The sequence below is a fragment of the Ruegeria sp. AD2(2025) genome, from assembly GCF_056542385.1.
In genome coordinates this window covers 144644-158328 of record NZ_JBQFZS010000005.1, presented here as the reverse complement: position 1 = coordinate 158328, position 13685 = coordinate 144644, and the positions used below count along the sequence as shown (strand labels likewise).

Genomic DNA, 13685 nt, shown 5'->3' with positions numbered 1-13685 from the left:
CGCTGAAACGCCGCGCCCGCCCTGCATCAACCGGGCAACACGCCCGTCTGGACATAGCGCAGAATTTCGACCACCTGCGCAGGCTCCTCTGCCACGGCCAGCGCTGCCGCATCCACCTCTTTCAGCGCATGCTGATGGTCGGGGCCATGCAGCACGATGATCGACTTGCCCAATGCCGCCGCATAACCGGCATCAAAGGCGGCGTTCCACTGTTTGTACTTGTCGCCAAAACGCACAACGACAATATCCGCGTCCGAGATCCCCTTGCGGGTCCGGATCGCATTGACCATCGCACCCTTGTGATCGTGCCAATACTTGTTCGGCTCCGCCCCCAGGATCGCTACCCCGCAATCGTCCGAGGCCGCGTGGTCTGTCACCGGACTGCTAAACACAACGTCCAGCCCCTCGGCCCCCGCAATGATCTGCCCGCGCCAGTCCGTGTGAATCTCACCGGACAGATAAACCTTCAACATCTTCTTCTCCTCCCATGAAAAAGGGGCGCGACCGCCCCTTCATCTTTTCCAAAATACTCCCGCCGGAGACGGAAACACCCTCAGCCCCGCAGCACGCCGCCGGTGGCTTTCGCCACCTTGTCGACGATCTTGGCACTGACCGCCTCGATGTCTTTCTCTTTCAGCGTCGCGTCCGACGGCTGCAGCCGCACGGTGATGGCCAGAGACTTCTTGCCCTCGCCCAGACTGCCGCCGATGAATTCGTCAAAGACGCGGACATCCTCGATCAGCGCCTTGTCCGCGCCTGCGGCTGCATTCAGCAGCGTCAGCGCCTCGACATCGGCATCGACCACAAAGGCAAAATCCCGCTCGACCGCTTGCAGATCGCGCAGCTCCAAAGCGGATCGGGTGGCACTGGATTTACGCGGCATCGGCACCTCATCCGGCCAGATGGTGAACGCCATCGCCGGGCCCTTGATATCCATCGCCTGCAATACGCGGGGATGCAGCTCCCCGAATACACCCAGAACCTTCTTCGGACCCAGACAGATCTTGCCGTGCCGCCCCGGATGCCACCAGCCATCGCCGCCACGCATGATCTGAACCTTGGCAGGCGCGCCTATGGCCGCCAGCACCGCCTCGGCATCCGCCTTGGCATCATACAGATCCACAGGCCGCGACGCCCCATGCACATCCTTGGGGCCGTCACGGCCCACCAGCAGACCCGCGATCTGGGTGCGCTGATCCCCGGGTTCGCCATCGTCGAACACCGGGCCGACCTCGAACAACGCCAGATCCGCATAGCCACGCGCCTGATTGCGAGCCGCAGCCTGCAGCAGACCGGCCAGCAGATCGGGGCGCATATGGCTCATCTCGGAGGAGATGGGGTTTTCCAGCATCGTCTTGTCGTCACCGCCATCAAACAGCGCCGCCGAAGCCTGATCGATGAACGTATAGGTCACGCATTCATTATACCCCAGCGCCGCACAGGTCCGCCGCGCCATCGATTGACGGCGCTGCGCAGGCGTCATCACCGGTTTCGGGATACCATCCGTCACACGCGGCAGCGGCTTGCCCTGCAGCTTGGTCAGGGACGCAATCCGCGCAACCTCTTCCACCAGATCAGCCTCGCCCATGATATCGGGCCGCCAACTGGGCACATGCGCCATCTCGCCATCCAGGCGGAAGCCGAGGCGCGTCAGCGTCTGGCGCTGCTCGCTTTCAGGAATATCCATCCCGACCAGAGACTGCACCCGCGCCGCGTCCAGCTTATAAGCGCGCGCATGGTTCGGGGCCTTGCCCGCCTCGACCACGTTCGAGGCTTCGCCGCCGCATATATCCAAAATCATCTGCGTCGCGTGTTCCAGCCCCTCGCGGGTATATTCGGGGTCCACACCGCGCTCAAAGCGATAGCGCGCATCAGAGTTGATCTTCAGCGCCCGCCCGGTCAGCGCGATCTGCACATGATCCCAGAACGCGCTTTCGAGGAACACGTTCACCGTGTCTGCGGTACAGCCGGTCTCTTCCCCGCCCATGATGCCCGCGATCGATTCCGGGCCTTTGTCGTCTGAAATCACCATCATGCCGGGCTGCAGAGTGTATTCTTTCTCGTCCAGCGCCACCAGTTTCTCACCACCTTTGGCGCGGTGCACCCGCAGGTTGCCCCGCACCTTGTCGGCATCGAACACATGCAGCGGGCGGTTCTGGTCGAAGGTCATATAGTTGGTGATATCAACCAAAGCCGAGATCGGACGCAGGCCAATCGCCTTCAGCTGATCCTGCAGCCATTGCGGGCTGGGACCATTCTTGACACCACGGATCAGACGACCGGTGAAGTGCGGCGCACCGTCCAGCGTATCCTCGTCGATGCTCACCTTGGTCGGGCTTTCAAAATCCCCCGGCACCGGCGCATAAGCGCGCTCTTTCAGCGTGCCAACACCGCGCGCAGCGAGATCGCGTGCGATGCCCGCCACACCCAGTGCGTCGGGTCGGTTCGGCGTGATCGCAATCTCGATTATCGGATCGACCTTCGAGGGCTCGTTCTCGGCCAGCCAGTCCACGAACCGATCCCCCACTGCGCCCGAGGGCAGCTCGATAATGCCGTCATGCTCGTCCGACAGCTCCAGTTCACGTTCCGAGGCCATCATGCCAAAGCTCTCGACACCGCGAATCTTGCCGACGCTGATGGTGATATCCAGACCGGGGATATACATGCCCGGTTTGCAGACTACGACGGTGATGCCTTCCCGCGCATTCGGTGCGCCGCAAATAATCTGCAGATCGCCCTCGTCGGTTGCCACCGTGCAAACGCGCAGCTTATCCGCGTCGGGATGCTTTTCGGCATGTTTCACATGGCCCAGCGTAAAGCCCGCCAGCCGGTCCGCCGGGTTGACGATCTCTTCGACCTCAAGGCCAAGGTCGGTCAGCGCTTCGGCGACCTCATCAACCGACGCATCCGTGTCGAGGTGGTCTTTCAGCCAGGACAAAGTGAATTTCATTGCTCGGGGCCTTTTTTGGCAGATATCCAGTCGGCACAGGCAATGGCAAAGATTGCGCCAAGGTGCAAGCGTTGCGGCCTACGGATAGGACGGGGTGCGGCCCAAAAGTTCGTCCAATTGCCAGCCGATCCAGCCATGGGGGATGAAATGCCCGCCCGGATGGGTGTCCAGCGTGACCTGCCCGCGCGCGCAATCGGTCCATTCCACCCGGCTGAGGGTCAGGATCGGCACAACGCTCCAATCCCCGCGCGGAGTGGCATCGTGGCAGTCGTATTTCGCGCGCCACAGAGCCACCGGATAGGTCGTGTCACCATTCGCGCCATAGGGAAAATCCATCACTGTATCGCTGAGGCCATGCACATGGCGCGCCTCACTCGGGGCTTCAGGGCAATCCTCAGTCTGGCGAATGCTGCCGGCGACGGCCAGCAAGGCGGCGACGTCATTGCCCGACTGGCAGACATAGCGCCACGCCATCGCGCCGCCGAAGGAATAGCCCGAGACATAGATACGCTCCGGATCAACCGGATAGCGCTTGGCGACATCCTCCAACACGCGGTCGGCAAAGGGCACATCACCTGTGCCCGAGGTCCAGAAATCCCAACTTTTACCCAGCCCGTTTGGGGCCACCAGCAACACGCCCCGCAGCTTGGTCGCCCCGGCAATGCGTTCATGGTTCACCACCACGGTCCCCTGCCGCGCCCAGCCGTGGAAATGCAACAACACGGGCAGAGGCGTTTCGCCGTCCCACCCTTCAGGTTCCAGCACATGGTACGAGCGGTCGCCGACCTCACAGGCCGTATCGCCATGGCAGTCGGATTTCCAAGGCCCCATGGCGAGTGCCGGGGTAGCGGTGAGCAGCAGGAAAATCAGTCGATAGATCATAGGCCGGAGCCTAGCCGCCTGACGCAAACTGTCACGTCACAACCCTGTGGGAACCTGTAACAAGCCGCGCTGTCGCCAGACCGCGGGGTGGCGATCCTCGGTCTGTATTGGGCACTTTATGCCAGCCAAATCCGCGCGCTGTTCGAGCGTTGCGCTGCCGGAGATAAATCGCCAGCCCGTCCGGGCGGTCTGGCGATAGCGCGGCGGCCTATCGGCCTTTGCCCCGCGCGAACTACAACCTGTTCTTTCTTGCTTGCTCAAGATAGTCAGACGGAATTCGGGACTTTCCCCGATACCCAAACATCGACCATCCCAAGGCATCGCGGCTCATCTCTAAAATCATATCATTGTGGGCTTTAGCCAGATCTTTGAACTTAGGGTGCAGTGGCTCGGACTCCGGCCCAAGCTCCTTGTCCGCTTCGTCAAAAATAGTGATGTAACGCGAAACGGCAAAGGCAACTGCAGGAGAGGCATAAAGCATCAACGGCCCACCCACTGTCCTAACCGTGCTAGAACGTGCCATTTCCAGTTCCGGCGTCCAGTCTAGGTAAGCGTCATTTGGTACTGGAAATTCTCTTAAGCATTCTTCGTACAACCGACGTTTCTCGGCGAGAACTGCTTCGGATTGGCTGAACATTCTCCCAAACAAGAAACTAGCTGCACTCAAACATAAGCCCGAAAACCCAATGAGTGCAGCTTCCCAAGTCACCGTGACAAACCACCATGCAGGTTCGGCATATCCAGCGCCGCAAACCCATAGTGCCGCAGCCAGCGCAGGTCGCTATCAAAGAACGCCCGCAGGTCAGGAATGCCGTATTTCAGCATCGCCAGACGGTCGATCCCGATCCCGAACGCAAAGCCCTGATAGACGTCCGGATCAATCCCACCGGCGGCGATCACCTTGGGGTGGACCATGCCCGAGCCCAGAATCTCCATCCAATCGTCGCCCTCGCCGATCTTCAGCTGACCGTTATCCCAGGAACAGCGGATGTCGACCTCGGCCGACGGCTCGGTGAAGGGGAAGTGTGAGGCGCGGAAGCGCAGTTCTACATCTTCGACCTCAAAGAACGCCTTCACGAACTCTTCCAGAACCCATTTCAGGTTCGCCATCGAGATGTCTTTGTCGATCGCCAACCCCTCGATCTGATGGAACATCGGCGTGTGGGTCTGGTCATAGTCGGCGCGGTACACACCGCCCGGACAGATCACGCGGATCGGCGCGCCCTGTTTCTCCATCGAGCGGATCTGCACCGGAGACGTGTGCGTCCGCAGCACATGCGGCGGGCGCTCGTCGCCCTCGGCGCGGTGCATGTAGAACGTGTCCATCTCAGCCCGCGCAGGGTGGTGGCCGGGGATATTCAGGGCGTCGAAATTGTGCCAATCGGTCTCGATCCGTGGCCCCTCGGCCACCGAGAAACCCAATTCGGCAAAGATCGCGGTCAATTCCTCGGTCGCCTGGCTGACTGGGTGGATCGAGCCCTGACGGCGCGCGCGCGTCGGCAGGGTGACGTCTAGCCATTCGGTGCGCAGACGCTCATCCAGCGCGGCATCGGCCAGAGCGGCCTTTTTGGCGGACAGGGCCGAGTTGATCTCATCCTTCAGGGCGTTCAGCGCGGGGCCTGCAACCTGACGTTCTTCGGGCGTCATCTTGCCCAGCTCGCGCATCTTCAGCGCGACCTCACCTTTTTTGCCGACAGCTGCGACGCGGATCGCCTCAAGCGCGTTTTCGTCGCCTGCCTCAGCGATTTGCCCCAGATATTTTGCCTTAAGATCGTCCATGACGCCCTCTGAATTTGGTCGCCAACCTGCTATCGGCCCCGCCCCGCGAATGCAAGCGGGACGGCTGCGATCAATAGCTGTATTCGGGATAAATCCGGGTCAGATCGCCATTCCAGTCGCCGTGGTAATGTTCCAGCAGCTCGTCAGCCGGGACCTGACCTGTTTCGATACTGTCTTTCAGCGCGTTGAGAAAATGCGTCTCGTCCTGCACCAGACCCCCAGCGCCGGGGCGGGCGCGGGCTTTCAGACCGGCATCGGCGATGCTGACCACCTCGCGCGCCAGATCGTGCATGTTGATGCTGCCGACCTGCGCCTGCAGGCCGTCTTTTGCGGCCTCGACCCGCAGCGCCTCACGCGTCTCGGCATCCCAGCCCTTGACCAGATCCCAAGCCGCATCCAGCGCGCCCTGATCATAGGTCAAGCCAACCCAGAAGGCAGGCAAGGCGCAGAGCCGTCGCCATGGGCCGCCGTCCGCACCGCGCATCTCCATGTATTTCTTGATGCGGGCCTCGGGGAAAGCCGTTGTCAGGTGATCAGCCCAGTCGGACAGCGTCGGCGTTTCACCGGGCAGCGCGGGCAGTTTGCCCTGCAGGAAATCGCGGAAGGACATGCCCAGCGCGTCGATATATTGCCCGTCGCGATAGACGAAATACATCGGCACATCGAGCGCATATTGCACGTAGCGTTCAAAGCCAAAACCGTCCTCAAACACGAAAGGCAACATCCCGGTGCGCGCATCGTCCAGATGCCGCCAGATGTAGCTGCGCCAGCTTTTCTGGCCGTTCACCTTGCCTTCAAAGAACGGCGAATTGGCAAACAACGCCGTCGCCACAGGCTGCAAGGCCAAGGCCACGCGCAGTTTCTGGACCATGTCGGCCTCGGAGCCGAAATCGATATTGACCTGAACCGTGCAGGTGCGCCGCATCATGGCGCGGCCCATGGTGCCGACTTTTTCCATGTAATCGTTCATCAGCCGGTAACGCCCCTTGGGCATCAGCGGCATCTCATCATGGGTCCAGATCGGAGCGGCGCCCAGACCGATGAAGCCCACGCCGATCTCGTCGGCGATATCCTTCACTTCGCGCAGGTGGGTGTTCACCTCGTCACAGGTCTCGTGGATGGTCTCAAGCGGGGCGCCCGACAGTTCCAGCGCACCGCCGGGTTCGAGGCTGACATTCGCCCCGTCCTTTTCCAGCCCGATCAGCTTGTCGGCCTCGCGCACCTCGGCCCAGCCGTGGCGGTCGCGCAGGCCCTCTAACACGGCGACGATCGAGCGGGTCCCCTCGAACGGCAGGGGCTTCAGCGTATCCTTACAGTATCCGAACTTCTCATGCTCGGTGCCGATGCGCCAATCGGCCTTGGGCTTGCAGCCCGATTCCAGATATTCGGCCAGTTGCTCATGGCGTTCGATCGGCCCGCCGCCGGACTGGGGGATGGACATGAGACCTGTGCTCCGATCCTGCTGTGTCTGTCTTTGGGTCAGTCGTGGGGGGAAATGCCGCCAGTGTCAATGCAGGCGCATATGCGCCGGGCGCGATGGCGTCTTCTCCCAGATCACCACCGGATGCGCCGCACCACCGTTGAGTTCCGACAGCATCTGTTCGGTTTTCAGCCCCGGCAGGTTCGAGAACACGTCAAACAGCGCCTCGGCCCCTTCGGCGTTCACTGGAATGTGAAGGGTTGGCTGGCCCGGTTGATCCAGCACCCACAGCGCGGGGCGCGAGGTTGGGTCGAGCGCCAGCCGCTCGATCTCGCGCGTGGCGATGATGCCACCGTCCAGCGGACCAAGATAGGTGATTTGGCCTTCATCGATGGTCACAACGCCGGGTCCACCCGCGCCGGTGCGGAACCGGGCGCGTTGCACGCCGATCACCGCCAGCGCCGCCGCGACCACGACCAGCACCCAGCCCATCCAGCCCAGCAAACCGCCGGGGCCGTTGATCCAGCTGAGGCCCAGCAGCAGGACAAACCCCGCCACCAGCACTTCGCGCCAGCGCCACAGGGCCAGTTTGGCTTCGGGTCGGATGAAACTCATGCCGTGTCCTTTGGATTGGTAAACAGGATCAGCGAGTAATGCCCCGCAGGTTTGAACCCTATGCCGATATAGGCACGCGCGGCGGAATCGGAAGCGGCAAACAGAACGGCGCGAGAGACCCCGGCGTTTTGCGCCTCTAGCAGATGCAGGGCAACGGCGCGGCGGGCATGGCCGCGCCCGCGCAACGCAGGCGGGGTGTAGACGCCGCCGATCTGCACGATCTCGGGCAGACGGGCGTTGAACCCGGTCATGGCGACGGGTTCGCCATCAACCAGAAGCACCCGATGGGAATCGCGTGTTGTGTAAGCTTCGAAGTCTTTACCGGCCTGATCGGTGGCGCGCGCGGGATCGAAATCCATCGCCTCGATCAGGTAATCCCGCCGCCAGCCTTCGGTGACCGAGCGATCCAGATCACCCATCGGCACCAGCCGCGCACCGGTGAGGTCGGGCAGCACAAGCTGATCCAGATCCAGCGAAAACCCCGGCTCATCACTGTTGAGCGTCGCCGGTCGGTCCTCCCAGCCTGCAAGCTTCATGATCCGCCGCGCCTGCCCTGCCTCGGCGGCAAGGCCGAACAGCGGATGCCCCCGGATCAGTTCAATCGCCCCGGCAAGCTCATCCTCCGAGCAGTCGGGGCATTGCGGCAGCACCATGCCCTCATTCGTGATCGCAAAGACGGCGCGCAGGGGATCACCCAGCACCCAGACTTTCAGCGCGCGAGGGTCCGGAGCGCGCAGGCCGTAATCGCGCAGATTGGCCAACGGGAACATCGAGGTCTGGATGTGCTGCGAGAGAAACCCGTCGACCAACGGCACATCGCTGTCCTCAACGGCGCGCCACGTCATGCCCAATCCCCCAACGCCTGCTGCCACATGGTCATGGCCGCAACCGCCGCCGTATCGGCCCGCAGAATGCGGGGGCCGAGGCTGACCACATGGGCAAACGGCAAGCTGCTCAACCGCTTGCGTTCGCGCTCGGAAAATCCGCCCTCGGGGCCGATCAGAATGGCCCAGGGCTGACCCTTCTCATGCGCGGCCAGCCGCAGGGCCGAGCCGACCTCAGCCTCGTCGCAAAACATCAGCTGGCGGCCTTTCGGCCATGCGTCCAGCACCCGGTCGAGCCGTTGCAGATCGGCAACCTCGGGCACAAAAGTGCCGCCACATTGTTCCGCAGCCTCGACCGCGTGGGCTTGCAGGCGATCCTGCCGGATGCGTTCGGAGTTGGTGAACTCGGTCTGCACCGGCATGATCCGCGCGGCCCCCATTTCTGCCGCCTTTTCAACGATGAAATCGGTGCGCGCCTTTTTGATGGGCGCGAACAGCAGCCACAGATCGGGCGGCATCTGCAGCGGTTTGGTCTGCTGGGCGCAGGTCAGTGACCCGCCGCGCTTCCCGGCCTCGGCCACCTCGGCCAGCCATTCGCCATCGCGCCCGTTGAACAGCGCCACCTGCCCGCCCACGGACAGGCGCATGACACCAAACAGGTAATGCGCCTGCTCGCGCGTCAAAGGAACCGATTGCCCCTGACCCAAAGGGTGCTCTACATACAGTCTGATCTTCGCAGTCATGAGACCCTACATATGCAAGGCAATGCCCCAACACCAGACGGTCAGGTCGCGGACGCGGTCAGCGGCAACTGGGTCGACACCCATGCCCCCGCCTTTGCCCGGCCCTATCTGCGGCTCAGCCGCGCGGACCGGCCTATTGGCACATGGCTGCTGCTGATTCCCTGCTGGTGGGGTCTGGCATTGGCGATCCTCAGCGATGGGTCACCACGGTTAGAGGACCTGTGGATCGCCATCGGCTGCGCCATCGGGGCGTTCCTGATGCGCGGGGCGGGCTGTACGTGGAACGACATCACCGACCGCGACTTTGATGGGCAGGTCGAACGCACGCGCTCGCGTCCGATCCCTTCGGGTCAGGTCAGCGTGCGGCAGGCGGTAATCTGGATGGGACTGCAATGCCTGCTGGCACTGGTGATTCTGCTGACGTTCAACCGGGCGGCCATCGCAATGGGCGTGCTGTCACTGCTGCCCGTCACGATCTATCCGTTCGCGAAACGGTTTACATGGTGGCCGCAGGTCTTTCTGGGGCTGGCCTTCAACTGGGGCGCTTTGCTGGCATGGGCCGCGCATACCGGCACGGTCGGCTGGCCTGCGATTACGCTTTATCTGTCGGGCATCGCATGGACCCTGTTCTATGACACGATCTATGCCCATCAGGACGCCGAGGATGACGAATTAATCGGCATCAAATCCACCGCCCGGCTGTTCGGAGCCGATACTGCCCGGTGGCTCAAGTATTTTCTGGTCGGCACGGTCAGCCTGATGGGGCTGGCGATCATCGACGCGGCGATGCCGCAGGCGTCGGTTCTGGCGCTGGCGGTCGCCTTGGGTGGGCCGTGGGCGATGGGCTGGCATATGGCGTGGCAATTGCGCGGCCTCGATACCGAGGACAACGCCAAGCTGCTGCAGCTGTTCCGAGCCAACCGCGACACCGGCCTGATTCCGCTGATCTTCCTCTGCGTCGCGCTTTTCCTCTGATTGCACCTCTGGTTCTGGCTCTGTATGAGTCCGCTACCAACCCGCCCGAGAGGTCTCGAACCCGCCCATGCGCCTGCCTTACGCCCTTGCCGTTGCGTTGATCTTTGCGGTGTCTGCCGTGCTGTCGCTGGTGGCTGCCGGATTTGCGGTCAGCAAGATCGAGGATGCTTCGGAACTGGCCGTGCGCCGGGCGCTGAACCTGCAGGGGCACGACTGGGCCGAGGTCGAATCCGACGGGCTGCGCGTTGTGCTGACCGGCATGGCCCCGGATGAGGCCACGCGGTTCAACGCCCTGACCGCCGCCGGGACCGAAGTCGACACCTCGCGCGTCATCGACGAGATGGAGGTCGCGCCCACCGCCGACCTGACCCCACCTCGGTTCTCGGCCGAGATCCTGCGCAATGACAGCGGCATCTCGATCATCGGGCTGGTCCCCGCCAGCGAAGACCGCGACGACCTGATGGACCGGCTGCAGCGGCTGGACCGGGACGCAATGGTCTCGGACTTGATGGAAAGCGCGGATTATCCCAAGCCCGAGGGCTGGGACATGGCCCTGACCTATGCGATTCAGGCGCTGTCCGATCTGCCGCGCGCCAAAATCTCGGCCAGTCCCGGGCTGGTGCGCATCACCGCCATCGCGGACAGCCAGCAGGAAAAAGACCGGCTGGAGCAGGACCTGAGCCGCGCTGCGCCGCCGGGCCTGCGGATCGGTCTGGCGATCTCGGCCCCGCGCCCGGTGATCACGCCGTTCACCCTGCGCTATTTGATCAATGCCGAGGGCGGGCAATTTGATGCCTGTTCCGCGCAGGATGAAGAGGCGCGCGACATCATCGTCGCCGCTGCACAACAAGCCGGGCTGACAGGGCCTTCGTCATGCACCATCGGGTTAGGCGTCCCCTCGCCGCGCTGGGCCAATGCGGCACAGCTCAGCATCCGGGCACTGGCGGAACTGGGGCAGGGCTCGGTCACGTTGTCGGATGCGGATATCACGCTGGTGGCCGCGCAGGACACCAGCCCGTTGCTGTTCGACCGCATCGTGGGCGAGTTGGAAAACACGCTGCCCGACGTCTTCGTTCTGCACGCCATCCTACCTGAACCCGAGCCCGACGACCCAACCGGCCCCGTCGAATTCGTTGCCACCCGCAGCCCCGAAGGGCTGGTGCAACTGCGCGGGCGAGTCAGCGACGAGACCCTGCGCGACATGACCGACAGCTTTGCGCGCGCCGCCTTCGGCTCGCTACAGGTACACACGGCGACCCGTATCGCACCGGATCTGCCTGCGGACTGGCCCGTGCGCGTTCTGGCCGGGCTTGAGGGGCTGTCGCAACTGCATAACGGGGCGCTGACCGTGACCCCGGATTCGGTAACGCTGTCGGGTCTCAGCCACGATCCCGATGCCAAGGCGCGGATCGCGGGGCTGTTCTCGGACAAGCTGGGCGAGGCGCAGGATTTCACCCTGTCGATCACCTATCAGGAACCGCCCGAACCCGAGGACGCCTTGCCCGATCCCGAGCTTTGCGAGGAACAGATCGTTGCCGTTCAGACGGCCAGCAAGATCGCATTCGAGCCGGGCTCGGCCACCGTCGCCGCCGACTCGCGCGATGTGCTGAACCAGATCGCCGACATCCTGCGCGAGTGCGGCCCGATCCGTCTTGAGATTCAGGGTCATACCGACAGTCAGGGCCGCGAGGAAATGAACCAGCAGCTCAGCCAGTCGCGCGCGCAGTCGATCCTGAACGAACTGCGTGGGCGGCGGGTGCCGACCTCAAGCTTCTCGGCGGTCGGCTATGGTGAAACGCAGCCCATCGCCGACAATGGAACCGAGGAAGGCCGCGAGGAAAATCGCCGCATCGAATTCCGCCTGATCCGTCCCGAGCCTGTGGCCAACACCGAAACCGGGCTTGAGGCGATGGAAGCTGAAACCGAGACCCCAGAAACTGACGCAACGGATGCAGGCGCAGAGGACCAGTAAGTTGAACAGAACCGAATTCATCATCGCCACCGCCGTCATCCTGTTCGCCGCCTTCTGCATGGGCTGGTTCGCCAACTGGCTGGCCCATCGCTTGTCCCGCGTCCGCCAGAGCGACGTGGCCGATCTGGACCGCATGAGCCAGGAGTTGCACGAGGCCGAGGAAACCCGCGATCAAGCGATCACCTATCTGCAGCAGCGCGAGGCCGAGTTGACCAACCAACTGACCCAGACCGAGGCCGAACTGGATGCGGCCATGGAAGGCCTGCGCGCGGCCCGGCAAGAGGCCGAGGAAATGCGCGGGCGGATCAACAACGCGGATTGAGTTCAAGAAAACTGGGCAACCAAATCTGGCTGAAACTGACACGCGTGTTTGTTGACATATCCGGCCATCCGATAATCCCCAAAGCAGCCAAGCAGCATAAGGTGTTTGTCCGCAACTCTCCGACTGAATAGGGTTTCGTTTTCGAATTTGTCACAGCCAAAGGTAAAGCGATCCCAAGTCAGACCTCTCTCTTCCAGGTCGTGAATCGTGGTTTTGTGGAAGCGTTCAAACGCCTTCTGGAATGCAACATAATCTTCGGCGCCTATCTGCGCGCTGTGCATGTTCAACCCTTTGCGGGCGAATTTGTCATAGGGTGAGAATTTCAGAGGGTTTTTGCAAAACAAATACTTGGACACCAACGAATACGGCCTACCCGTCGTCAGTTGATCCTGAAAAATCCCTTCGACGTCCCGAGCAAGCCTCGGCGGGTCGATGTCATCAGGGCTTTGGTAGTTTTCGGTGATTTCCGCCAGCTTTGAACGTAACTCGTCGCGTCCCGTTATCCGCGCCGTTCGGGCAAGCCCCCAAGTCTTCAAGAAGACCTCGAAAGCCTCCGACTTAAGCGGACTTGGTTTCTGCACCGCCTTCACACAATCCAATTCGCCTGAGAACCAAGCACGGCTGGCTTCAAAGCAAGCCAAAGGCAAACGCTGCGCCGGGTCGAAGAACAATGATTTCTTCATGCGCCCCTCAAATACGTCTATCGTCTATACAAGCCTTGATGCCGCCCGTGGTGCGCAAGGCGAGGTTAACATAATACTACCACCGGTCCAGCGCATCCTCATCTTCGTCCTTGGCGGCCACCCATTCGGCCCCCGAGGTGGTCAGCTCTTTCTTCCAGAACGGGGCGCGGGATTTGAGGTAGTCCATCAGATACTCTGCCGCCTCGAACGCATCCTTGCGGTGCGGCGCGGCGGTGGCGACCATCATGATCCGATCCCCCGGTGCCAGCCGTCCGTGCCGGTGGATCACCAGAACATCGCCCAGAGACCACCGGGTCTGTGCTTCTTCTGCGATCTTGGTCAGGGCACGTTCCGTCATGCCGGGGTAGTGCTCGATCTCCATCACGTCCAGGTCACCCGTCGCCAGATCGCGCACAACTCCGGTGAAGGTCACGATGGCCCCGTTTGCGGCATCGCCGTCGGCGAATGCATTGGCCTCGGCCCCCAGATCGAAGGGAGCTTCCTGAACGACAATCCGCAT

General features: G+C 62.4%; 14 protein-coding genes. 3 read left to right on the top strand and 11 right to left on the bottom strand.

Features of this window, described 5'->3' with window-relative positions; genetic code table 11:
• Window positions 1-26: 26 nt before the first annotated feature.
• From ACR1XV_RS12575 to ACR1XV_RS12535, 9 genes are all read right to left on the bottom strand, one after another.
• Window positions 27-473, bottom strand: coding sequence for a YtoQ family protein (locus ACR1XV_RS12575; RefSeq protein ID WP_480531780.1), 447 nt, complete (start codon window positions 471-473; stop codon window positions 27-29).
• 80 nt (window positions 474-553) lie between these two features.
• The gene (gene pheT, locus ACR1XV_RS12570; RefSeq protein ID WP_480531778.1) at window positions 554-2950 is read right to left on the bottom strand and encodes a phenylalanine--tRNA ligase subunit beta; all 2397 of its coding nucleotides are present in this window, start codon (window positions 2948-2950) and stop codon (window positions 554-556) included.
• A gap of 78 nt (window positions 2951-3028) precedes the next feature.
• Window positions 3029-3832 (bottom strand): CE1 family esterase, encoded by an 804-nt coding sequence (locus tag ACR1XV_RS12565; protein WP_480531776.1) that lies wholly within the window; start codon window positions 3830-3832, stop codon window positions 3029-3031.
• 232 nt (window positions 3833-4064) lie between these two features.
• Window positions 4065-4469 carry a hypothetical protein gene (locus ACR1XV_RS12560; protein WP_480531774.1) on the bottom strand — a complete coding sequence of 135 codons (405 nt, stop codon included), beginning with the start codon at window positions 4467-4469 and terminating at the stop codon, window positions 4065-4067.
• Window positions 4470-4537: 68 nt separating this feature from the next.
• Entirely contained in the window at window positions 4538-5611 is a 1074-nt protein-coding gene (pheS, locus tag ACR1XV_RS12555; protein WP_480531772.1) for a phenylalanine--tRNA ligase subunit alpha, read from the bottom strand.
• Window positions 5612-5681: 70 nt separating this feature from the next.
• Window positions 5682-7052, bottom strand: coding sequence for a glutamate--cysteine ligase (locus ACR1XV_RS12550; RefSeq protein ID WP_480531770.1), 1371 nt, complete (start codon window positions 7050-7052; stop codon window positions 5682-5684).
• A gap of 66 nt (window positions 7053-7118) precedes the next feature.
• Window positions 7119-7646, bottom strand: a complete 528-nt coding sequence (locus tag ACR1XV_RS12545) for a hypothetical protein (protein WP_480531768.1) — start codon at window positions 7644-7646, stop codon at window positions 7119-7121.
• Window positions 7643-8491 carry a GNAT family N-acetyltransferase gene (locus ACR1XV_RS12540; protein ID WP_480531766.1) on the bottom strand — a complete coding sequence of 283 codons (849 nt, stop codon included), beginning with the start codon at window positions 8489-8491 and terminating at the stop codon, window positions 7643-7645. The genes ACR1XV_RS12545 and ACR1XV_RS12540 overlap by 4 nt, the downstream gene beginning before the upstream one ends.
• Window positions 8488-9213, bottom strand: a complete 726-nt coding sequence (locus ACR1XV_RS12535; protein ID WP_480531764.1) for a 16S rRNA (uracil(1498)-N(3))-methyltransferase — start codon at window positions 9211-9213, stop codon at window positions 8488-8490. Before ACR1XV_RS12535 ends, ACR1XV_RS12540 begins: the two co-directional genes overlap by 4 nt.
• Window positions 9214-9225: 12 nt before the next feature.
• On the opposite strand from ACR1XV_RS12535, the gene ubiA reads away from it, so the two are divergent.
• From ubiA to ACR1XV_RS12520, 3 genes are all read left to right on the top strand, one after another.
• Window positions 9226-10188, top strand: coding sequence for a 4-hydroxybenzoate octaprenyltransferase (gene ubiA / locus ACR1XV_RS12530; RefSeq protein ID WP_480531762.1), 963 nt, complete (start codon window positions 9226-9228; stop codon window positions 10186-10188).
• A gap of 67 nt (window positions 10189-10255) precedes the next feature.
• Entirely contained in the window at window positions 10256-12160 is a 1905-nt protein-coding gene (locus ACR1XV_RS12525) for an OmpA family protein (RefSeq protein WP_480531760.1), read from the top strand.
• Between the two features lies 1 nt (window position 12161).
• Window positions 12162-12482: a hypothetical protein gene (locus ACR1XV_RS12520; protein WP_480531758.1), complete on the top strand. Its 321-nt coding sequence runs from the start codon at window positions 12162-12164 to the stop codon at window positions 12480-12482.
• Between the two features lie 2 nt (window positions 12483-12484).
• Here the strand turns inward: ACR1XV_RS12520 and ACR1XV_RS12515 are convergent, their stop codons facing one another.
• Both ACR1XV_RS12515 and ACR1XV_RS12510 read right to left on the bottom strand, forming a co-directional pair.
• Window positions 12485-13165, bottom strand: a complete 681-nt coding sequence (locus ACR1XV_RS12515) for a hypothetical protein (RefSeq protein WP_480531756.1) — start codon at window positions 13163-13165, stop codon at window positions 12485-12487.
• 76 nt (window positions 13166-13241) lie between these two features.
• On the bottom strand, window positions 13242-13685 hold the full coding sequence (locus tag ACR1XV_RS12510; RefSeq protein ID WP_480531754.1) for a molybdenum cofactor biosynthesis protein MoaE: 444 nt from the start codon (window positions 13683-13685) through the stop codon (window positions 13242-13244).